We start from the raw sequence: 21,756 nt of genomic DNA, 5'->3' as shown, positions 1-21,756 counted from the left end.
AGGGTGTGGGCGCAGGGTCCTACCGTCGTGGCATGCGGTTGCTCCACACCTCCGACTGGCACCTCGGTCGCACGCTCCACGGCGTGAACCTCCACGAGGCGCAGTCGGCCGTGCTCGAGCGCATCTGCGAGCTCGTCGAGGACCCTCCCGACGGCATCCCGATCGACGCCGTGCTCGTCGCGGGCGACGTCTACGACCGCGGCGTGCCTCCCGTGGAGTCGGTGCAGCTGTTCGAGTGGACCCTCTCGCGCCTGTCGGCCGTCACCACCGTCGTCATCACGTCGGGCAACCACGACTCGGCGATCCGGCTCGGCTACGGAGCGGGCCTCTTCCGCGACAGCATCCGCATGGTCACCGACCTCGGCCAGCTCGACCTGCCGGTCCAGCTCGAGGGCAGCGACGGGGTGCGGGCCGCGGTCTACGGCATCCCCTACCTCGACCCCGACCACGCGCGGGTGGCACTGGCGGGCGGTGGAGAGCCGCTGCCGCGGTCGCACCAGGCCGTCGTCGGAGCGGCGTGCGACCGCATCCGCGCCGACCTCGCCGAGCGGCCCGGAGTCCGGTCGGTCGTGCTGGCCCACGCGTTCGTCGCCGGCGCCGAGCCGAGCGACTCCGAGCGCTCGATCATGGTCGGGGGTGTCGACCGGGTGGCCGGCACGGTCTTCGACGGCCTCGACTACGCCGCGCTGGGACACCTCCACGGCCCGCAGGCGCCGGAGTCCGCCAAGGGGTCGGTCGTGCGCTACTCCGGCTCACCGCTGCGCTACTCCTTCTCAGAGCAGGACCACGAGAAGGTCGTGCTCCTGGTCGACCTCGACACGTCCGGCCCGGCACGCGTGACCCCGGTCGAGATCGTGCAGCCCCGCGCCATGGCGACCCTGCGCGGGCGCCTCGACGAGTTGCTCGAGTCGGCTACCTACGCCGGCGCCGAGGACGCGTGGGTGCGGGTCACGGTCACCGACCGGGTGCGTCCGGACTCCCTCATGGACCGCCTCAAGTCCCGCTTCCCGCACGCCCTGCAGGTCTTCCACGAGCCCGATGGCGCGATCGACCGCGGCCGCGGGGGCACGACCGTCGTCAGCGAGCGCGACCCGCGTGAGCTCGGCTCCGACTTCATCGCCTACGTCACCAAGACCGAGGCGAGCGGCGGCGAGGTCGACGTCTTCGAGGCCGGCTTCGAGGCCGCCGTGAAGGCCCAGCACCGGGCCGAGTCGCAGGAGGTGGCGTGACGTGCAGCTGCACCACCTGTCCATGACCGCCATCGGGCCGTATGCCGGCACCGAGGTCATCGACTTCACCACCGTCGGGCGCGCCGGACTCTTCCTGCTCGAGGGGCCCACCGGCTCGGGCAAGTCGACCATCATCGACGCCATCACCTTCGCGCTCTACGGCAAGGTGGCCCAGGCCTCGGCCGACGTCGAGCGCATCCACTCCCACCACGCCGACCCGCGCACCGTGCCGGTGGTCGTGCTCGTCTTCGAGACGCAGTCGGGTCTCTACCGCGTCCAGCGCACCCCCCGCTTCGAGCGGCCCAAGTCGCGCGGCGAGGGCACCACGGTGCAGCAGCCGACCATCAAGCTCTGGCGCCTCCAGACACCCGACGACCTCGAGGGCGGCGAGCTGCTCTCGACCAACATCGGCGACTGCGACGACGAGATCACCCGCGCCGTCGGGCTCACGCGCGACCAGTTCGTGCAGACCGTGATCCTGCCGCAGGGCGAGTTCGCGACGTTCCTGCGTGCCCGGTCCGAGGACAAGGGCAAGCTCCTCGAGAAGGTCTTCGGCACGGCGTTCTTCCGCCGGGTCCAGGACGAGATCGTCGAGGCCGGGCGGGCCGCCCAGGCCCGCCGTCAGTCCGCGGTCGACGAGATCCGCCTCGCGATGCACGCGCTCGCGGTGTCGGCCGGCCTCGAGACGTCGCGACGCGACGAGCTCGAGGCCCTGAGCCGCACGACGCCCGAGGCCCTCGACGCCGAGCTGGCCCAGGTCGTCGACGAGCTGACGACCCGCGAGCGGCACGCGGGCAAGGCGAGCCGCGAGGCCATCGAGACCCACAAACAGATGGCCGACATGGTCAGCGACGCCCGGCTGCGCATGCAGCGCCGCGAGCGGCTGCTCCTGCTCCAGCAGCAGGAGCACGACCTCGGCAAGCAGGCGGTGACCTTCCAGCAGCTCGGCGACGAGGTGGCGCGGGCGCGCCAGGCACGTCCCGTCGCCGGTGCCATGCGCACCCTGGCCCTGTCCGAGGCGACGCTCAAGCGCGCCGAGGCGGCCCTGGCCCAGGCCCGCGCCCGCGTCGACCCGGGCCTGCGCGACCGCGGACCGGCCGCGCTGCGCGAGGCCGCCGCGCAGGCCCGCGAGGTCGTCGGCTCCCTCACCGGGGCCATCACCCTCGAGAGTGCCCTGGCCGGCCGCATCGCCGAGCTGGCGCGACGGCGTGAGGGGCTCGACGGCCTACGCCGGTCGGTGGCGTCGGTGACGACCGAGCTCGAGGCGCTCCCCGTCACGATCACGACGCACGAGGAGGCGCTCACCGAGGCACGCCGGCTCGCGGCGCTGCTCGACGGGCGCGCCGCCGAGGGTGAGCGGGCCAGGGGTCGGCTCGAGGCGGCGGTGGCCCACACGGCCGCGAGCGCCCGGGTGCCCCGGGCGGAGTCCGCCGCGACCGAGGCACTCGGGACCGTGGCGTCGGCCGAGACCTCGCTGGCCGAGCTGCGTCGGGCCCGCATCGACGGCATCGCCGGCGAGCTCGGGCTCTCGCTCGTCGAGGGCGACCCGTGCCCGGTGTGCGGCTCGGTCGAGCACCCGTCACCGGCTCACCGGACGCTCGACGCGGTCACTCCCGAGCAGATCGAGGCCGAGGAGTCCCGCGTCGTCGGGCTGCGCGAGCAGTCCGGCCGAGCGGCCGAGGCGCTCGGTGCCCTCCGGTCCGAGGTGCGCGAGCTCGCGGCACGCTGCGACGGGCTCGACGTGGCCACGGCCCGATCCCAGGCCGAAGCGGCCGCGCGTGAGCTCGCTGCGTCGGTGCAGGCCCGAGCCGACGTCGAGGCCGGGGTGGCGCGCGTGGCCGAGCTGCGCGACCGCGTCGACACGCTCTCGGCCGAGGCGGGTCGGCTGGGCGCCGACCTCGCTCGGGTCGAGCAGTCCGTCGTCGACCTCGACGGCCGCATCACCGAGGAGACGGCGGTCGTCGAGCAGGCGCGCGACGGCCACCCCAGCGTCACGGCCCGACGCGATGCCCTCGTCGCCGACGCGGCCCGACTCGACGCGCTCGTCGACGCGCTCGGCCAGCGCGACGTCGCTGCCTCGTCCGTGGCCGAGGACACCGCGGCGCGCGACGCCGACCTGGCTCAGTTCGGCTTCGCCGACGTCGCCGAGTGGATGGCGGCCGACCGCGGCGCCGAGTGGATCAACGCCAAGACGCGCGAGATCGCCGAGTTCGAGCGGGCCTGCACCCAGGTGCGCGCCGGGCTCACCGGGCCCGAGCTCGCCGACGTGCAGCTCGACGCCCTCTTCGACGACATCGAGCAGCTCGAGGCCCTCGCCGCTGCGGCCAAGAAGGACATGGAGGCAGCGAGCAACGAGCACGGCAGCCTCCGGGACCAGGTGACGCGCACCAAGCGACGGGTCACCGACATCCGTGACGCGATGGCACGCAACGCCGCCGTCATCGCCGAGACCGCCGACGCCGTGCGGGTCGGCCAGCTCGTCGCGGGCAACGGCGACAACCAGCTCAACCTCGACCTCGCGAAGTACGTCCTGATCCGCCGCTTCACCGAGGTGCTCTCGGCCGCCAACACCGAGCTCGGGCGCTTCTCCGGCGGTCGCTACACGCTCGAGCACACGGACGCCAAGAAGGGCAACGCCAAGTCGGGCCTCGGCGTGCGCGTCCACGACATGCACACCAACCAGGTCCGCGAGGTCGGCACGCTGTCGGGCGGCGAGACCTTCTACGTCTCGCTGTCGCTCGCCCTCGCCCTCGCCGAGGTCGTGCGGGCCGAGTCCGGCGGCGTCGACCTCGGCACGCTCTTCGTCGACGAGGGCTTCGGCACGCTCGACCCCGACGTCCTCGACGACGTCATGCACACGCTCGAGGGGCTGCGCGAGGGCGGCCGCACCGTCGGCATCGTCAGCCACGTCACCGAGCTGAAGTCGCGGGTCGCCGACCGCATCGAGGTGCTCGTCAAGCCCGACCGCACGAGCACCCTGCGCATCACCGCCTGACCCTCTGGCCCGTCGAGTCGCCCCGCTGTCACACGGATGGGACAGATGGGGCCACCGGGACACACGACGTGGCCCTACGATCCGATCATGAAGATCGCCGCGAGCGTGTTCGTCGGGCTGGCCGCACTCCTGCACTTCTTCATCTTCTGGATGGAGAGCGTCGGCTGGACCCGGCCTGAGGTGTGGAAGCGCTTCGGCGTCGCCGACCAGGCGGCCGCCGACGTGACCCGGCCGATGGCGTACAACCAGGGCTTCTACAACCTCTTCCTCGGCATCGGCGCGGCGCTCGGGCTGGTGCTCTGGTGGACCGACCACGACACGGCCGGTCGAACGCTCGCCCTCTTCTGCACGGGCTCGATGGTCGCCGCCGCGGCCGTCCTCGTCACGACGGGGCGGCGCTACCTGCGCGCCGCGCTGACCCAGGGCACGTTGCCGCTCGTCGGCCTGGTGCTGACCCTGCTCGTCTGACGTCGGTCGCGGCGCCCCGCTCGCTCACCTCCGGGCCGGCTCGAACAGCTCGACCGGGTTGCCGGACGGGTCCTCCACGAGGATCTGGCGCCCCCCGGCTCCCTCGGCCACGGCGCCTCGGAACGTCGCGCCCGCCCCGCGCAGCCGGTCGACCTCCGCGTCGAGGTCCTCGGTCACGAGCTGGAACCGGCTCCACCCGCCCGGGGACGGTGGGGCTCCGGGCTGCTCTCCCGCGTGCCCGGCCCCGCCGGCGCCGGGCTGGTTGAGCAGGAGACGCAGGTCGTCCCGCCCAAGAATGGCGAAACCCGGCAACGGACCCATCTCGACGTCGAACCCCAGGAGCCCGGTGTAGAACTCCACGGCGGCCGCGACGTCGTCGACGATGTAGCGCACCCCGACGGCCATAACTCTCGCCTCCGTCCTCAGGTCGAATGCCCTGACCCAGACGACGCTACGCCGCCCCGCCCACTTGTGCAACGGTTGCGTTTCACAGTGAAACGACAGCGTACGATTGGGTGCGTGACCAGCGAACGCCCGGCTCGAGCGCCGGATCCGCGCATCGAGCGCACCCACGAGCTGGTCAAGCGGGAGGCGCTGGCGGAGCTCGCAGCACGCGGCTACGGGGCCTTCACGATCGAGTCGGTGGCCAAGCGCAGCGGCGTGGCCAAGAGCACCATCTACCGCCACTGGCCCGGCAAGCTCGCGCTGGTCGCCGACGCCCTGGAGACCCTGAACGTCCAGCCCCCCGGCGACGCCGCTCTCGTTCCGGCGTCGCCGCTCGACCGGGTCGACCGGCTGCTCCGCCACCTCTCCGCGGCCTTCGCGGACCCCGCGATCACGGGCTGCACCCCGGCGCTGATCGAGGCAGCCGAGCACGACGAGCACGTGCGCGCCTTCCACCACGCCTACGCCGCGACGCGGCGGCAGGCACTCGTGCAGGCCATCGCCGACGGCGTGGCGGACGGGAGCTTCCCCGCGAGGGTCGACCCCGGCACCGCCGCCGTCGCCCTGGCCGGCGCCATCGTCTACTCCCGGGTCATGACCGACGCGCCCTACCGTCCCGACGACGTGCCGACGCTGATCGAGACGGTGCTCGGGTGAGGCCCGAGTAGTCCGCCCGTCGCCCGCCGGGGCCCCGTCCACGACGCACTCCGCTGCCTGCTCGAGGGGTCCCGGGCCGCTGGGGACGCTGATCAGTCGATGTCGACTCCGGAGCGCCTCACACGCGCCGCGCCGACGACGAGGATCACGACGCCGACGGCGGCTGACCCGGTGGCGAGAGCGGAGTAGCCGAGCGAGCCGACGACGATGCCGGCTGCCACGCCACCCCCGGCCCCGGCGAGACCCATGAGCACGTCGGCGAGGCCTTGCGTCGCGGGCCGCTCGTCGGTCGTCACCACCGAGGTCAGCAGGGTCGAGCCCGAGACGAGCGTGCACGACCAGCCCACGCCGAGCAGGAAGAGCGCGACGAGCAGCAGGCCGGACCAGCCGGCCTGCGAGCGCGACGCGAGCAGCGACGCGAGCGTGAGGACCACACCGCCGGTCATCGCGACGGGTGCAGGACTCCAGCGGTCGACGGCCGCGCCCACGAGCGGAGACAGCGCGAACATCCCGAGGATGTGGATCGAGATGACGAAGCCGATGACCTCGAGCTCGGCGTGCCCGTGCTTCATGTGGATCGGGGTCATCACCATGACGCTCACCATGACGAGGTGGCCCAGGGCCATGATGAGCATCGCCTGCAGGGCGCGAGGGTTCGTGCGCACGACGGACAGGCCACGGCGCATCGACCCGTCGTGGTTGGGCACGTCGGCCACGCCGCCGGACGCGGGGTCGGCCACGACGTCGACCGGCTGGACCCGACGAGCAGGACCCGCCTCAGCCGTCGGCTGGGCCGTCCGCTCACCCCTCCGCTCAGCCGTCCGCTCTGCGGCCGCGGCTCGCCGGCTCTCCTCGCGGGCTACGGCGTCGAGGGCACGGGCCGTGAGGAGCGGGTCAGGACGCAGCAGCCGGTCGACGACGAGCCAGGCCAGCACGAAGCCGACGAGCGAGAAGAGGAAGGTCCCCGCCAGCTCGGGCAGCCCGAGGGCGTGAGCCAGCGCCTTGCCCGGTCCGACGAGGTTCGGCCCGACCACCGAGCCGATCGTCGTGGCCCACACGACGATCGACAGGTCGCGCCCCCGGCGGGCCGGGGCGGCCAGGTCGGCCGCGGCATACCTCGTCTGGTTGTTGGCCGTCGTCCCGCCGCCGAAGAGGAACATGCCGACGACGAAGAGCGGGAACGACCGCAGCACGGCGGCCACGATCACGAGAGCGGCACCCACGAAGGCCACGGCCAGACCCCACCGGAGGCCGACCCGACGCCCCTTGGCGGCCGTCGCGCGGGCGACGGGGATCGTCAGCAGCGCGGTGCCGAGCACCTGGGCGGTCGTGCCGACGCCGGCGAGCGCCTCGGTGCCGCTGAGGTCCTCGGCGAGGAGCGCGCCGACGGCGATGCCGCACGCCATGCCGACGCCGCTGAGGATCTGCGACCCGACGAGAGTCCGAACCACCTTGCGTTGCAAGGTCGCCCGGTCGAGCTGAGCTGGAGCGAGGACCACGGCGCCTCAGACGTGACGGCGCGACGTGATGACGCGGAAGCGGTTCGCGACGTAGGCGGCGTCGGTGTAGGCCGCGTTCGCCGCCGGGTTGGCACCGGTGCCGTGGAAGTCGGAGAAGGCGGCCGTCTGGTTGACGAAGACCTGCCCGGTCAGGTTCTCGGACAGGGCGACTCCGCCCTCGGCGGCCGCGTCGCGCGCCGCGTCCAGCACGGTGTCGCTCGTCGAGTAGACGGCCGCGGGCATGGCACCGTGCTCGCGCACGGTGTCGGCGAGCTGCGCGAGCGACTGCTCCGTGGAGGCCGTCCGGATGAGGAAGCCGACCGGGCCGAAGCACTCCTGCGTGTAGACGTCCTCACGGGCCACGTCCACGGCGACGAGCCCCGGGGCGCGCACGACGGCATCGGACCACGTCGGGTGCGTGACGCGCCGCGAGTCGAGCACGACGCGGCCGTCGGCGTCCTCGGCGATGGACGCGAGCGAGTCGGCGTTGCCACGCACCTGGTCGTTGACCGTGGCGCCGAGCAGCTCGACGGCCTTGGCGTCGTCGCCTGTGAGCCGACCGACGGCACCGGCGAGCCGGTCACCGAACTCGTCGAAGGACAGGTGCCCCTCGTCGGTGTCGACGCCGCTCTCGGGCACGTAGAGGTTCTGCGGCGCCGTGCACATCTGGCCGGAGTAGAGCGTCAGGCTGAAGGCGAGGTTGCCGAGCATCCCGCGCAGGTCGTCCGTCGAGTCGACGACGATCGAGTTGAGGCCGGCCTTCTCGGTGTAGACCAGCTTGCCGTGCGCGGCCGCCGACTGCTCGAGCCAGGCACCGAACGTCGGGCCGCCGGTGTAGTCGATGATCGCCACCTCGTCTCGCTCTGCGAGGGTCTTGGCGAGCCCCTGGCCGTCGGCCTCCGCGGCGAGCTGCACCAGAGCCGGGTCGAAACCGGCCTCCGCGAGCACTTCACGGGCGACCTCGACCGAGATCGCGAGCGGCAGCACGGCGCGCGGGTGCGGCTTGACGACGACGGGGTTGCCGGTGACGAGCGAGGCGAAGATGCCGGGGTAGGCGTTCCACGTCGGGAACGTGTTGCAGCCGATGACGAGGGCCACGCCGCGCGGGACGAGGCGGTAGTCCTTCTGCATCCGCGTCGCCGCGGGGTTGCCCTCGCGGTCGCGACCGGGCTTCTCCCAGACGACCGACGCGGGCACGCGCTCCTGCTCGACGAGCCCGGCCGCGACCGCCTCGACGGCGCGGTCCTGCGCATGCGGCCCACCGGCCTGGAACGACATGACGAACGGCTGGCCGGACGTGTGCATGACGGCGTTGGCGATCTCGAAGCTGCGCTTGTTGATGCGGTCGACGATCTCGACGCAGACCGCGGCCCGCACCTGCGGACCCGCGTCACGCCACGCCGGCATCGCTGCGCGGGCCGCCGCGAGACCGGCGTCGACGTCGAGCGCCGGGTAGGTGATGCCGAGCGTCGGCCCGTAGGGCGACACCTCGCTGCCCACGAAGGTGCCGTCGGTCGGCTGGCCCGACAGGGCGGCATACGCCCCGCCCAGGTGCGCCTCGTGGGCGGCCAGCCCCTCGGCGGCGGCGGACTCGCCGTAGACGCGAGGGCTGGGCGACTCGGGATAGCGGGAGTACCAGCTGCGGCTCGCCAGGGCCTGACGGATCTCGTCGAGGACTCCCGCGTGCGCGTCGAGCAGGGGGTGGGTGGGCGTCGTTGCCGGTGCAGTCACGGGTCGATGCTAGTCCCGGCCGACAGTGCGGCCGTATGCCGTCACGCGCGGCCCGCGACCGCCCGCCGCGCACACCGGGTGGGCGACGCGGCAGGATGGCGGGCATGGACACGGACACCACCGAGGCCACTGAAGACCATGCTGACGAGTCGGCGTTCGGCCCCGTCGGAGTCATCGGGGCAGGAGCAATGGGGGCCGGCATCGCCCAGGTCGCGGCGACCGCCGGCCACGACGTGACCCTCGTCGACGCGGTGCCGGGCGCGGCGGCAAGCGCCGTCGAGAAGGTCGGCGCCGCCCTGTCGCGCCTCGTCGACAAGGGACGGCTGTCCGCCGACGACGCGGCCGCAGTGCTGGCCCGGATCACCCCCGTCGAGTCGCTCGACGAGCTGCCCGAGTGCGGTCTCGTCATCGAGGCCGTGCCGGAGGACCTCGACCTCAAGCGTCGGATCTTCGCCGACCTCGCCGACCGCCAGCCGCCGACGACGGTGCTCGCGACCAACACGTCGAGCATCGACATCGACGACATCGCCGCCGACGTCTCCGACCCCGAGCGCACGCTCGGGCTGCACTTCTTCAACCCGCCGCCCGTCATGAAGCTCGTCGAGGTCGTGCACGGCTCGCGCACCGCCCGGGCCTACGTCGAGCACGTCACCGCGCTCATGTCGGCCTGGGGCAAGACCCCGGTGCGGTGCAGCTCGACCCCGGGCTTCATCGTCAACCGCGTCGCTCGACCCTTCTACGGAGAGGCGCAGCGCATCGTCGAGAGCGGCGTCGCCGACGCGGCCACCGTCGACTGGGCGCTCCGCGAGAAGGGCGGCTTCCCGATGGGGCCGCTCGAGCTCACCGACTTCATCGGGCAGGACGTCAACCTCGCGGTCGGCACGTCGGTGTGGGAGCAGACGGGCCGCGACGAGCGTTACGCGCCGACGGCCTTCCAGCGCGACCTCGTCGAGGCCGGGCGGCTCGGCCGGAAGACGGGCTCGGGGGTCTACGCGTATGCCGCCGACGGCTCGGTGACGGGGGCGGAGCCCGACCTCGGGCTCGCCGAGCGCCTCGTCGGCGGACCGATCGCGACCGACCCGCTCGCGCGGACTCTCGCGATGCTCGTCAACGAGGCCGTCGACCTCGTCGCGCGCGGCGAGGCGAGCGCCGACGACGTCGACACCGCGATGCGCCTCGGCACCCGCTACCCGAAGGGCCCCATCGCCTGGGGCCGCGAGATCGGCTTCGACGTCGTCGCCCGGCAGGTCGCCGAGCTCGACGAGGCCTACCCGGGCGGCCGCTACCGCCCGAGCCCGGCCCTGACCGACGGGAGCATCTCGTGAGCGAGACCCAACTGCCCGGTGGCGGGGCCCACGACCGGGCGGACCCGGAGGCGGGGGTCGCCTTCGCCCGGCAGATGTGGGCCGACGACGAGGCCTCGCGCCGGCTCGGCATGGAGGCCGTCGTCCTCGATCAGGACCATGCCGTCGTGCGGATGGCGATCCGCGACGACATGGTCAACGGTCACGCCATCTGCCACGGCGGCTACATCTTCACCCTGGCCGACTCGTGCTTCGCGCTCGCCTGCAACTCGCGGGGGAGCCTCACGGTGGCGGCCGGGGCCGACATCTCCTTCACCGCCCCGGGGCGGCTCGGTGACGTGCTCGTCGCCGAGGGGCACGTGCGCTCGGCGTTCGGGCGCAGCGGCATCACGGACGTGACGGTGAAGAGGGAGTCAGACGGTCAGATCATCGCCGAGTTCCGCGGTCGCAGCCGCAGTCTCAAGCGCCCCTGACCCTGACTCCCACCGTCGAGAGGCCACGACACGCCGCGTCCCGAACGTCGACAGGCCACGACACGCCGCCTTCCGATCGTCGAGAGGCCACGTCCGGCACTGCGCCGGCGGGCTCTCGACGATCAGGATGGCGATGGGCCGTACGTGGCCACTCGACGGTTGGCGGTGGGCCGTACGTGGCCACTCGACGGTTGGCGGTGGGCCACACGTGGCCACTCGACGGTTGAAAGTGGGGAGGTCAGCGGGAGCGGCGGTTGCCGGCACGGGTGCCGGCGGAGAACGACGCGGCGCTGCCACCGCTGCTCGTCGAGTAGACCGTGGAGGAGCCACCGCGGCGGCCGGAACCGCCCGCGCTGCCGGCGCCACCCTGACGGCGACCGCCGGTCTGGCCCTCGCCGCCCTGGCCGCCACGACCGCGGCCCGCACCAGCGCCACGACCACCGGAGCGACCGGCACCGCGGGCGCCACCGCCCTGCGCGTCGGAACCCTGGTCACCGCGGCCACGACCGCGACCACCCTCGCTCGGTCCGCGACCGTGCTCGGCAGCGGGACGACCGGCACCAGCACCCCGGCCAGCGCCGGACGCGCCAGCGCTGCGGCCACGACCGCGGCCGGAGCCACCGGACGCGGAGTTCGAGCTCGAGCCCGAGCGGGACGGGGCGTCCTCGCGGACGAGCCCACCGGCATACGACCGGTCGCCGGGGGCGAGCTCGGTCAGGAGCGGGTGTCCGAGCTGGACGCGCGTCGTCGTCGGCCTGATGCCGGCCTTGCGCGTGAGGTCACGCACGTCGCGCACCTGGTCGTCGAGCATCATCGTGACGACGATGCCGTCGTTGCCCGCGCGGGCGGTGCGGCCAGAGCGGTGGAGGTACGCCTTGTGCTCGACCGGCGGGTCGGCGTGGATGACGAGCGCGACGTCGTCGACGTGGATGCCGCGGGCCGCGATGTCGGTCGCGACGAGCGTCTGCGCGCGGCCCGAGTGGAAGTCGTCCATGTTGCGCGTGCGGGCGCCCTGGCTGAGGTTGCCGTGCAGCTCGACGGCCGGAACTCCCGAGGCGTTGAGCTGCTTGGCGAGCTTCTTGGCCCGGTGCTTGGTGCGCGTGAAGACGACCTTGCGGCCGGGGGCCGCGGTGAGGTCGAGGATGACCGGCAGGTGCGAGCCGTTGTCGACGTGGAGCACGTGGTGGCTCATCGTCGAGACGGGCGACTGCGCCGAGTCGGCCTCGTGCGTCACGGGCTGGTGGAGGAACTTGTTGACGAGCACGTTGATCGCGCCGTCCAGCGTTGCCGAGAAGAGCAGTCGCTGGCCGTTGCGGGGCGTCTTCTCCATGATCCGGCGCACACCCGGCAGGAAGCCGAGGTCGGCCATGTGGTCGGCCTCGTCGAGGATCGTGACCTCGATGCTGTCGAGGTTGACGTGGCCCTGCTGCATCAGGTCCTCGAGGCGGCCGGGGCAGGCGACGATGACGTCGACGCCGTTCCGGAGGCCCTGGACCTGCGGGTTCTGGCCGACGCCACCGAAGATCGTCTGCGAGTTGAGCCCGAGCGCCTTGGCGAGCGGGGCCATCGCGGTGTCGATCTGCGTGACGAGCTCGCGGGTCGGGGCGAGGATGAGGGCGCGCGGACGGCGAGCCAGGCGGCTCCGTCGCGACTGCGAGAGGCGCGTCAGGAGCGGCAGCAGGAAGGCGTACGTCTTGCCCGAGCCGGTGCGGCCACGGCCCAGGACGTCGCGCCCGGCGAGGGAGTCGGGCAGCGTCGCGGCCTGGATGGGGGTCGGGGTGGTGATGCCGAGGCCGTCGAGGATGGTGACGAGGTCGGCGGGCACGCCGAGAGCGGCGAAGTTCGTGTCAGTGGACACAGGTTGGGTACTCCAAAAAGTGGATGCGGTCGTTCTGCCCGGCGCGAAGGGCCTCAGCTGTGAGGTGTCGCGGCGCAAGAGCGAATCGACGGGGCCGGCGACACTCCGCCAGGCCAAGAAGAAGCGGCCCGAGGCAGAACTGGGCGGGCCACTGGGACAAAGACTACCGGAGCGGGCGCCGAAGACGTTAACCGGGCCGACTCCCTCGAACGGCAGACCGGATGTCGTGGCGGACCTCGCCCAATACGAGGCCGTGCACAACCCGGACGGTGACGTCACGTACGGGATCGTCGCCAACGGCAACCCGTGCGCCGAGGCGATCCTCGGCGAGCTCAGCGAGGGCCCCGCCACCTACACCGGCATCACGGACACGCACCCGTACTCCGTCGCGTGGAGCCCGTCGGGCTGGTACGTGGCCGACGCCGGCATGAACGCCGTGCTCAAGGTCGACCGGACGGGACACCTGTCGACGGTCGCGGTCCTGCCGCCGCAGCCGGTGACGCTGACCCAGCCGATGGTGGAGGCCCTCGCTGCCGAGTTCGGGGCACCGGCCGACGCCTTCGACTGCCTCGTCGGGGTGACGTACGCCTTCGAGCCCGTGCCGACCGACGTCGAGGTCGACCAGAACGGCGCCCTCTACGTGTCGATCCTGCCGGGCGGCCCCGAGAGCCCGGCCCTCGGCGCCCGCGGCAAGGTCTTCAAGGTCAACGCCTCGACCGGGGCGCGCACCACGGTCGCGAGCGAACTGCTCGGCGCGAGGAACGTCGCCGTCGCCTCCGATGGAACCCTCTACGCCACCGAGCTCTTCGGCGGGAAGGTCACGAAGTTCGCGAACGGCAAGCGGTCCACCGCCGTCACCGTCGACCGGCCGCTCGCGGTCGAGGTCCACGGCGGCTACCTGTACGTGGGTCAGTTCGCCGACATCAGCTTCGGACCCACCGGACCGGAGGTCAACGAGCCGGGCAGCGTCATCCGCTTCAAGCGGTAGCCGGCGACACGGCATACGCACGTATGCCGTCACGGAACGCCCCGGGCCAGCGCGCCCGGGGCGTTCCTGTGTCCCCGCTAACGGTTCGGCAGCATCCGTGGGCACCCGCACCGAAAGGTGGCAGGATCGGCCGCATCAGCGGGCGCACCGTCGCGCCTGCCAAGGAATGACCGTGTTCGCCCCGGAAGGACCATCTTGATGCGTCGCATGCCCCTCATCGCCGTCACCGGCTTCATCGCCGCCGGCCTCACACTCTCCGCCTGCGGCTCGGACTCGCTCTCCAGCTCGCCGGGCGGGGGCAGCACGCCCACCGGGACGGCTGCCGGTGGCGGGGTCGACCAGGCCCTCGCGGCCAAGGTCCCCGCCGCGATCAAGTCCGCGGGCAAGATCGTCGTCGGCACCGACCCGACCTACGCCCCCAACGAGATGCTCGGCTCCGACGGCAAGACCGTCGAGGGCTTCGACGTCTCGGTGTTCAACGCCGTGGCCGCCAAGCTCGGCCTCAAGACCGAGTACGTCCCCGCCGGCTTCGGCACGATCATCCTCGGCGTCACGAGCGGCAAGTACGACGTCGGCGTCTCGAGCTTCACCATCAACCCTGAGCGCAAGAAGCAGGTCAACATGGTGAGCTACTACAGCGCCGGCACCCAGTGGGTCGTCGCCAAGGGCAACCCCGAGAAGGTCAGCATCGACGACGCGTGCGGCAAGAGCATCGGCGCACAGAAGGACACCGTGCAGGCCGAGGACCTCGCCGCGCGGAGCAAGAAGTGCACGGACGCCGGCAAGCCCGGCATCACGCAGGTCATCCAGACCGGCCAGGACCAGGTCACCGCCGACGTCGCGAGCGGCAAGACGGTCGCCATGCTGGCCGACTCCCCCGTCGGGCTGTATGCCGTGAAGCAGACGGGCACGCTCGAGGCGCTCGGCGAGATCTACGACTCGGCCCCCTACGGCTACGTCGTGCCGAAGGACCAGACCGACTTCGCCAACCTCCTCGTCGAGGCCCTCAAGGCGACCAAGGCCGACGGCAGCTACGAGGCGGCCCTCAAGCAGTACTCCGTCGAGGCCGGCGCCATCGACACCTTCGCCGTCAACCCCTGAGCACGCAGATGACCGACACCACCTCGGACCGGCCGGGCGTCATCGACGCCCGGCCGGTGCGCCACCCCGGCCGATGGGTCGCGCTCGCCGTGATCCTCGTGCTCGTCGGCATGCTGGTCAGCTCGTTCCTGACCAACCCGCGCTGGAACTTCACCAAGGCGCTCGAGATCATGCAGCAGACGCCGGTGATCGAGGGGCTCTGGAAGGGCACCATCATCGGGACGGTCGGCTCGATGGCCATCGGCATCGTCGGCGGCATCATCATCGCCGTGCTCCGACTGTCGGACAACCCCATCCTGCGCGGAGTCTCGTTCGTCTACACGTGGTTCTTCCGCGGCATCCCGCGACTCGTGCTCCTCGCCATGATCGGCAGCGGTGTCGGCTTCCTCTACAACAGGCTCGACTTCGGTGTGCCCTTCGGCCAGCAGCTCGCCTCGTTCATGGGGCTGTCGAGCGACTTCACCTTCTTCACGCTCAACGTCAACCAGTTCTCGAGCACGCTGCTCGCCGGCATCATCGGCCTCGGCGTCTCCGAGGCGGCCTACATGGCAGAGATCGCCCGGGCCGGCATCCTGTCGGTCGACCGCGGCCAGGCCGAGGCCGCGTCAGCCCTCGGCATGAACCGGGGCCAGGCTATGCGCCGGGTCGTGCTGCCCCAGGCGATGCGCGTCATCGTGCCCCCGACGGGCAACGAGACCATCGCCATGGTCAAGGACACGTCGCTGCTCTCGGCGATCCCCGTCATCACCGAGCTCTACTACCAGACGAGCGCGATCGGCAACCGCACGCTGCTCATCATGCCGGCGTTCGTCGCCGTCACCGCGTGGTACCTCATCGTCGGCTCGGTCCTCATGGTCGGGCAGTACTTCCTCGAGAAGCGCTTCGGCCGGGGCTTCGGCACGGGTGCACCCAACAAGCGCTTCGCGCGACCGGCCGGGGCGGGAGGCGCCTGATGTCAGACACCACCACGGCCTCCGGGCCCGACGCGCGCTCACGCACCGGCGAGGACCAGCCGCTCGTGCGGGCCCTCAACGTCATGAAGAGCTTCCACGGCACCGAGGTGCTCAAGGGCATCGACCTCGACGTGCACCGGGGCGAGGTCGTGTGCCTGCTCGGGCCGTCGGGCTCGGGCAAGACGACGTTCCTGCGCTGCATCAACCAGCTCGAGGAGATCGACGGCGGCCGCATCTGGGTCGACGGCGACCTCATGGGCTTCCGCGACCACGGCGGGCAGCTGCACCACCTCACCGACAAGCAGATCGCGACTCAGCGCCGCGAGATCGGCATGGTCTTCCAGCGCTTCAACCTCTTCCCGCACATGACGGCCCTCCAGAACGTCATGGAGGCGCCCGTCCAGGTGCGTGGGACGGGCAAGAAGGCAGCGAAGGTGCGGGCGCTCGAGCTGCTCGAGCAGGTCGGTCTCGGCGACAAGCCGAGGGCCTACCCCGCCCAGCTCTCCGGAGGCCAGCAGCAGCGCGTCGCCATCGCCCGGGCGCTCGCGATGGACCCGAAGCTCATGCTCTTCGACGAGCCGACGTCCGCGCTCGACCCGGAGCTCGTCGGTGAGGTGCTCCGCGTCATGCGCGAGCTCGCCGACCAGGGCATGACGATGATCGTCGTGACGCACGAGATGGGCTTCGCCCGTGACGTCGCCGACCACGTCGTCTTCATGGACGGCGGCGTCGTCGTCGAGGAGGGCAAGCCGAAGGACGTCATCAGCAACCCGCAGCACGAGCGCACGAAGTCGTTCCTCAAGCGGATGCGCACCGAGCACGACGAGGCACGCGCCGACGCCGACGAGCTGGACGCTCCCGACGCCTGAGCCTCCCGCTCCTCACGTCGAGTGGGCACGTTCTCCCCGGGAGGACGTGCCCACTCGACGTTGCGGGGAGGCGCCCGGCGGGCGGGTGCCCGCGGTGTGGGCAGAATGGGGTCATGACGACGGAGTCACCCGCGAGCCGCCCGGCACTGCCGGACCACGAGATCCCGACCCTGGGGGTCGACGAGCTGCGCGGCACCCAGCTCGAGCGTCTGCAGCGGACGGTGCGGGCGGCATACGACAACGTCCCGCACTACCGGGACGCCTTCGACGCCAACGGGTTCCACCCCGACGACCTGCGGTCGCTCGAGGACGTCAGCCGGATGCCCTTCACGACCAAGGCGGACCTGCGCGCCAACTATCCCTTCGGGATGTTCGCCGTGCCGCGCGAGCAGGTCGTACGCGTGCACGCGAGCTCGGGGACCACCGGACGCCCCACCGTGGTGGGCTACACGAAGGCCGACATCGACACGTGGGCCGACCTCATGGCCCGCTCGATCCGCCTCGCCGGCGGCCACCCCGGCGATGTCATCCACGTCGCCTACGGCTACGGCCTCTTCACCGGCGGCCTCGGCGCGCACTACGGCGTCGAGCGGCTCGGGGCGACGGTCGTCCCGGTGAGCGGCGGCATGACCGAGCGGCAGGTGCAGCTGATCCGCGACTTCCAGCCGCGCGTGATCATGGTGACGCCGAGCTACTTCCTCAGCCTGCTCGACGAGATGGAGCGCGAGGGCATCGACCCGGCGGCGACGAGCCTGGAGGTCGGGATCTTCGGCGCCGAGCCGTGGACCGAGTCGATGCGCCGCGAGATCGAGCGCCGCACGGGCATGGACGCCGTCGACATCTACGGCCTGTCGGAGGTCATGGGGCCCGGCGTCGCCCAGGAGGCAGCGACGACCAAGGACGGCCTGCACATCTGGGAGGACCACTTCTACCCGGAGATCATCGACCCGATCACCGAGGAGGTCCTGCTCGACGGCGAGGTCGGCGAGCTCGTCTTCACGTCGCTGACCAAGCAGGCGATGCCGGTGATCCGCTACCGGACGCGCGACCTGACCCGCCTGCTGCCGGGCACGGCCGTGCCGTCGATGCGCCGGATGGAGAAGGTCACCGGGCGCACCGACGACATGATGATCGTCCGCGGCGTCAACGTCTTCCCGACCCAGATCGAGGAGCACGTGCTGGCCGACCCACGGCTGTCGCCGTACTTCCAGTGCGTCCTGACCCAGCCGGGTCGGATGGTCGAGCTGACGGTCCTCGTCGAGCCGCTCTCGCGGCTCGAGCCCGGGGCCGCCGAGGAGATCGCGCGGACGCTGCAGGCGACGATCAAGGCGCGCATCGGCACGACGTGCCGCGTCGAGGTGCGCGAGCCCGGCTCGATCGAGCGTTCCATCGGCAAGGCGCGCCGCATCGTCGACGAGCGGCCGAAGGCATGAGCACGACCGGCACGGGACCGGTGCTCGAGCCGTATGCCGTCACGGCGCCGGAGGGTGCCCGCCCGCTGGGGGTGGCGCCCTTCCTCGTGCCCGGCGACGTCGTCATGTGGCGCTACCGCGACCACGCGTGGGAGCCGGGACGTCCCGAGACCGCGTCCCCGATGCGGGTCGTCCGTGACGACGAGCGGGGCCTCGTCGCCTGGCTCGCGCCGGGCACCGTGCAGCTGACCAAGCGGTATGCCGACGGCTCGGACCTGCGTGACGTGCCGATGGGCGAGCGGTTCCTCCGCGACGCCCAGCGCGTGCAGGCCCGGTCGCGGTGGCGCGGCGCCGGCATCCTGCGGATCGCCCCGGTCGAGGCGCCGTGGTCGGTGTGGCTCTTCTGGGACGTGCCCGACCTCGAAGGTGCGCCGACGGACCCGGCCGACCCGGCGGCCTACGACCGCTGGGAGTTCGAGGGCTGGTACGTCAACCTCGAGACCGTCCACCAGCGTCGCGGCACGGAGACGTTCACCGGCGACCACGTGCTCGACCTCTGGATCGAGGCCGACGGCACGGTCAACGTCAAGGACGCCGACGAGCTCGAGGCCGCCGTCGAGCAGCGTCGGTGCTCCGCCGAGCGGGCCGACATGATCCGGCACAACGGCGAGCACGGGCGCGCATCCTTCGACCGCCGTGACTGGCCCTTCGGGGACGAGTGGACGCAGTGGCGACCAGAGCCGGCGTGGCCGGCACCCGGGCTGCGCGACGACGAACACTGGCAGGTCGACCTCGTCGACTGACAGTCCACACGTCGCGCCTGCCGCCTGCCGCCTGCCCCTCGCGGGCGCGGGTCAGGTCGCTTGGACGCCGACCTCCCACAGCGAGTAGCCGTACGACGTCGCGCGTTTCGTGCCGACGACGCGGACGTAGCGGGCCGTCGTCGGGGTGAAGGCGAGCACGTCGAGGCCGCCGTCGGCGCCGGTGCGGCTCGCGACCGTCGTCCAGGTCGACCCGTCGGTCGAGACCTCGACGCGGTAGTCGCGGGCACAGGCCGACTCCCAGTCGAGGACGACGCGACCGACCTGTCGCGCCGAGCCGAGGTCGACCCGCCACCACTGGTTGTCGCTCCACGCGCTGGCCCAGCGGGTGTCGCGCCGCCCGTCGACGGCGCGGGGCGCGCGGAGGTCGGTGAAGAGGTCCCACTGGTAGCTGCTGGCCGTCGCCGGACGTCCGGTCGCGAGGTCGGTCGGCAGCGACCACGTCTGGGCGGCGCGGGCCGTCCGGAGGTAGGACTCCGCGCCCATCGCCAGCTCGTCGACGACCTGCTGGCCGCCGATCCGGCGCATGTCCTCGACCCAGTCCGGGATGAGCCCGTAGTGCGGGACGCCGTCGACGTTGTAGTCCCACGTGCGCTGGCCCGTGACCTGGCGGTCGGCCTGGGATCCGCCCAGCGTGGTGAAGGGATAGGTCACGTTCGAGCCCGACCGCGGCGCCGGCGTACCTCCGAAGCCGTTCATGTCCATGCCGAAGCCGTAGCCCACGTGGTACTTCGCCCGCAGCGCCTCGTCCGTGTGCATCGTGTCGACGAACTCGTCGGCGTCGTGGCCGTACTGCGTGACGAACCCGCCCAGGCGGTAGAGGCGCTCGGTGAAGTGGGTGTCCATCCACGAGTGCGACGAGACGACGCCCGGGTAGTTCGCGGCCTCGAGCAGGTCGAGGGTGCGCGAGGCCGCCTTGACGCTCATGTGGTCGACCTCGACGACCATGCCGCGCTGCATCATGCCGGCGAGGGCGTACTCCCCCAGCGACGAGAGCCCGCGCGGGTTGCAGTGGGGCCCCTCGGGGTAGATCGGCAGGACGAGTCCCAGAGGGAGGTAGGGCGCGAGCTCCTTGGGGATGACGCCGTTGGCGACGGTGTGGTCGTGCAGCTCGCCCGTGCACGTCTGCACCTGCCACCACTGGCCGGTGTCGAGGAAGTTGCCGAGGTTGACGATGACACCCTGCGTGCCCTCGTCGAAGCGCACGCCGCACAGCGCGTTGTCGAACTTGTGGCAGAGGAACATCGAGCGCACCCCGAGCCCGTGCAGCTCGGTCAGGCCGGCGTCGATCTGCGCCTTGGTGCAGCCGGGGACGCCGAGGGTGAGCCTGCAGCCGAAGGGGTTGCTGACCTCGACACCGAGGATGACGGCGAGCTTGCCCTGGGCGACGTAGGCGCGGGCCTCGTCGGCGGAGTAGGCGATCCGGAACCAGCCCTTGCCCGTGCCGCCGTACTGCTGGTCGACGAACGCCTCGAGCTTCTTGGTCTCGGCGATCTGGCGCCGCACGGTGTCCATGTCGTCGCACGAGTAGCGGTTGACCTGGGTCGGCAGGCTGCAGAGCACGTTGTTGTTGACCGCGTCAGCGACCATGATCCGCTGGCCACCGCGCCAGGCCCGCTCGACCCACCTGTAGTACATCTGCTGGTGGGTCAGGCTGCTCCACCTCGGCCAGTCCGCGAACGTCGGCCACCCGACGGGGTCGTGCGTGGCGAGCGGGTTGCCGCCCTCCTTGTTGGTGAGGTTCTCGATGAGCGCGGCCTGGCCGTTGGGGTAGTGGTTGTCGCAGTCCTTCAGCGCGTCGGCGATCCCGTTCGCGCTGAAGGTCGCTCCGCACACGATGTTGCCCCCGAAGCCGACGTTCGACATGAGGTGGGTGTGGGCGTCGACGTAGCCGCGCACCGTGCCGTCGGGCTGCGTCCCGCTGAACGGCGGTCCGGCGACGTCGACCTGCGAGTCGGGACTCTGCGGGTTGACTGGCGCGTACGGATCACCCGCTGCCACAGCCGTGCTCAGGCCTGCCGCCCCGACCGCGGCAGCTGCCGCGACGGCGACCAGGGGTCGAGGGATGGTCCGGAACCAGCGCTTCGTCATCGAAGCCTCCCCGAGGAGTGAGGGTCTCCTGATTCCGGCGAAGTTACCACCGGTAAGGGCGCTGCGCGCGCCGACGTATCACCACCCCCCCACTGACCTCTGACCGTCGGGGCCGCCACGACCCCTCAGCACACGAGCCACGAGGAGCACGTCATGGGCATCCCCCCGCAGGCCGCACGCATCATCGGCGCCTGGCCCGAGCAGACCACGCAGCCGACGCCGCGCACGCGCCCGTCCCGCCGCGACCGCTCGCGCCGCCTCACGGTCGCCCGCATCCTGCACCCCCTGCACCAGCCCGTGCCGTCGACCCGTTCGGTCCGCGCGGAGGCCCCGAGCCCGCTCGGCGCCAAGCCTGCCCGTCACGCCTGACCGGGCCACCCGGCATACGCCCTCGGTCGTGGCCTAGCCGCGCTGGGCGCGCCGGACGATCTCCACGGCTGACGCGTCGGTGACGCCGGCCGCCCGGGCTGCCGCGACGTAGCGCGCCGCGAGCACGCCGAGCGCGGCTTCGACCGCGTGCTCGCCCGACGCGACGACCGTCCCGGCGCGGCTGCGCGTCTCGACGAGGCCCGCGGCCTCGAGCTCCTTGTACGCCCGCGCCACCGTGTTGGTGGCGAGGCCGAGGTCGGCAGCGAGCGCCCGCACGGTGGGCAGACGGTCCCCCGGCACGAGGCGGCCGCTGCGGATGCTCGCCTCCACCTGCGCGCGCACCTGCTCGAAGGCGGCCTCGTGGGAGGCGGGGTCGACGACGATGTCGAGTTCGGTCACCCGGTGAGTAACGCAGTGCCGTGGGCGCGTGTCAACGCCCGGCGGGCGCGTGTCGACGCCCCGGCGGGCGCGGTCCACGCCCCCGCCCGTGACCG

At 72.1% G+C, this 21,756-nt stretch carries 19 protein-coding genes; 13 read left to right on the top strand and 6 right to left on the bottom strand.

The window, feature by feature from the left end; genetic code table 11:
- The first annotated feature begins 32 nt into the window (after positions 1–32).
- The 3 genes from ASD90_RS11100 to ASD90_RS11090 all read left to right on the top strand — a co-directional run bounded on the left by ASD90_RS11100 (position 33) and on the right by ASD90_RS11090 (position 4,692).
- Positions 33–1,229, top strand: coding sequence for an exonuclease SbcCD subunit D (locus tag ASD90_RS11100; protein WP_056755885.1), 1,197 nt, complete (start codon positions 33–35; stop codon positions 1,227–1,229).
- Between the two features lies 1 nt (position 1,230).
- Complete coding sequence (locus ASD90_RS11095) at positions 1,231–4,224, top strand: AAA family ATPase (protein WP_056755882.1); 2,994 nt, start codon at positions 1,231–1,233, stop codon at positions 4,222–4,224.
- An 87-nt stretch (positions 4,225–4,311) separates the two neighbouring features.
- The gene (locus ASD90_RS11090) at positions 4,312–4,692 is read left to right on the top strand and encodes a DUF1304 domain-containing protein (RefSeq protein ID WP_056755880.1); all 381 of its coding nucleotides are present in this window, start codon (positions 4,312–4,314) and stop codon (positions 4,690–4,692) included.
- 24 nt (positions 4,693–4,716) lie between these two features.
- Here the strand turns inward: ASD90_RS11090 and ASD90_RS11085 are convergent, their stop codons facing one another.
- The gene (locus ASD90_RS11085; protein ID WP_056755877.1) at positions 4,717–5,097 is read right to left on the bottom strand and encodes a VOC family protein; all 381 of its coding nucleotides are present in this window, start codon (positions 5,095–5,097) and stop codon (positions 4,717–4,719) included.
- A gap of 114 nt (positions 5,098–5,211) precedes the next feature.
- On the opposite strand from ASD90_RS11085, the gene ASD90_RS11080 reads away from it, so the two are divergent.
- The gene (locus tag ASD90_RS11080; protein ID WP_056755875.1) at positions 5,212–5,793 is read left to right on the top strand and encodes a TetR/AcrR family transcriptional regulator; all 582 of its coding nucleotides are present in this window, start codon (positions 5,212–5,214) and stop codon (positions 5,791–5,793) included.
- A gap of 92 nt (positions 5,794–5,885) precedes the next feature.
- Here the strand turns inward: ASD90_RS11080 and ASD90_RS11075 are convergent, their stop codons facing one another.
- Positions 5,886–7,244, bottom strand: coding sequence for an MFS transporter (locus ASD90_RS11075; protein WP_235506560.1), 1,359 nt, complete (start codon positions 7,242–7,244; stop codon positions 5,886–5,888).
- 54 nt (positions 7,245–7,298) lie between these two features.
- Positions 7,299–9,023, bottom strand: a complete 1,725-nt coding sequence (gene paaN / locus ASD90_RS11070; protein ID WP_056755870.1) for a phenylacetic acid degradation protein PaaN — start codon at positions 9,021–9,023, stop codon at positions 7,299–7,301.
- A 104-nt stretch (positions 9,024–9,127) separates the two neighbouring features.
- Here paaN and ASD90_RS11065 point away from each other — a divergent pair, with 104 nt between their 5' ends.
- Both ASD90_RS11065 and paaI read left to right on the top strand, forming a co-directional pair.
- Complete coding sequence (locus tag ASD90_RS11065; protein ID WP_056755867.1) at positions 9,128–10,348, top strand: 3-hydroxyacyl-CoA dehydrogenase NAD-binding domain-containing protein; 1,221 nt, start codon at positions 9,128–9,130, stop codon at positions 10,346–10,348.
- Positions 10,345–10,800: a hydroxyphenylacetyl-CoA thioesterase PaaI gene (gene paaI, locus ASD90_RS11060; RefSeq protein ID WP_200958601.1), complete on the top strand. Its 456-nt coding sequence runs from the start codon at positions 10,345–10,347 to the stop codon at positions 10,798–10,800. Before ASD90_RS11065 ends, paaI begins: the two co-directional genes overlap by 4 nt.
- A gap of 238 nt (positions 10,801–11,038) precedes the next feature.
- Here the strand turns inward: paaI and ASD90_RS11055 are convergent, their stop codons facing one another.
- A complete protein-coding gene (locus tag ASD90_RS11055) occupies positions 11,039–12,658 on the bottom strand; it encodes a DEAD/DEAH box helicase (RefSeq protein ID WP_056755863.1) in 1,620 nt (539 codons plus the stop codon).
- On the opposite strand from ASD90_RS11055, the gene ASD90_RS11050 reads away from it, so the two are divergent.
- From ASD90_RS11050 to ASD90_RS11025, 6 genes are all read left to right on the top strand, one after another.
- Positions 12,567–13,646, top strand: coding sequence for a ScyD/ScyE family protein (locus tag ASD90_RS11050; RefSeq protein WP_157623153.1), 1,080 nt, complete (start codon positions 12,567–12,569; stop codon positions 13,644–13,646). The genes ASD90_RS11055 and ASD90_RS11050 overlap by 92 nt on opposite strands.
- Before the next feature lie 198 nt (positions 13,647–13,844).
- Positions 13,845–14,747, top strand: coding sequence for an ABC transporter substrate-binding protein (locus tag ASD90_RS11045; protein ID WP_056755858.1), 903 nt, complete (start codon positions 13,845–13,847; stop codon positions 14,745–14,747).
- An 8-nt stretch (positions 14,748–14,755) separates the two neighbouring features.
- On the top strand, positions 14,756–15,700 hold the full coding sequence (locus tag ASD90_RS11040; protein ID WP_056755854.1) for an amino acid ABC transporter permease: 945 nt from the start codon (positions 14,756–14,758) through the stop codon (positions 15,698–15,700).
- On the top strand, positions 15,700–16,569 hold the full coding sequence (locus ASD90_RS11035) for an amino acid ABC transporter ATP-binding protein (RefSeq protein ID WP_056755850.1): 870 nt from the start codon (positions 15,700–15,702) through the stop codon (positions 16,567–16,569). Before ASD90_RS11040 ends, ASD90_RS11035 begins: the two co-directional genes overlap by 1 nt.
- A 113-nt stretch (positions 16,570–16,682) precedes the next feature.
- Positions 16,683–18,002, top strand: coding sequence for a phenylacetate--CoA ligase PaaK (gene paaK, locus ASD90_RS11030; protein ID WP_056755847.1), 1,320 nt, complete (start codon positions 16,683–16,685; stop codon positions 18,000–18,002).
- Positions 17,999–18,784 (top strand): DUF402 domain-containing protein, encoded by a 786-nt coding sequence (locus ASD90_RS11025; protein ID WP_056755845.1) that lies wholly within the window; start codon positions 17,999–18,001, stop codon positions 18,782–18,784. Before paaK ends, ASD90_RS11025 begins: the two co-directional genes overlap by 4 nt.
- A 51-nt stretch (positions 18,785–18,835) precedes the next feature.
- On the opposite strand, the gene ASD90_RS11020 is transcribed toward ASD90_RS11025, so the two are convergent.
- Positions 18,836–20,893 carry a discoidin domain-containing protein gene (locus ASD90_RS11020; protein WP_056755840.1) on the bottom strand — a complete coding sequence of 686 codons (2,058 nt, stop codon included), beginning with the start codon at positions 20,891–20,893 and terminating at the stop codon, positions 18,836–18,838.
- A gap of 153 nt (positions 20,894–21,046) precedes the next feature.
- On the opposite strand from ASD90_RS11020, the gene ASD90_RS11015 reads away from it, so the two are divergent.
- Positions 21,047–21,262, top strand: a complete 216-nt coding sequence (locus ASD90_RS11015) for a hypothetical protein (RefSeq protein ID WP_056755836.1) — start codon at positions 21,047–21,049, stop codon at positions 21,260–21,262.
- Positions 21,263–21,295: 33 nt separating this feature from the next.
- On the opposite strand, the gene ASD90_RS11010 is transcribed toward ASD90_RS11015, so the two are convergent.
- Positions 21,296–21,661 carry a GntR family transcriptional regulator gene (locus tag ASD90_RS11010; protein ID WP_056755830.1) on the bottom strand — a complete coding sequence of 122 codons (366 nt, stop codon included), beginning with the start codon at positions 21,659–21,661 and terminating at the stop codon, positions 21,296–21,298.
- Positions 21,662–21,756 lie beyond the last annotated feature (95 nt).

Origin of the sequence: Terrabacter sp. Root181 (genome assembly GCF_001428505.1) — a bacterium.
Classification (GTDB): Bacteria; Actinomycetota; Actinomycetes; order Actinomycetales; family Dermatophilaceae; genus Terrabacter.
The sequence above is the reverse complement of the archived record's forward strand: the minus strand, read 5'-3'. Positions and strand labels throughout refer to the sequence as shown.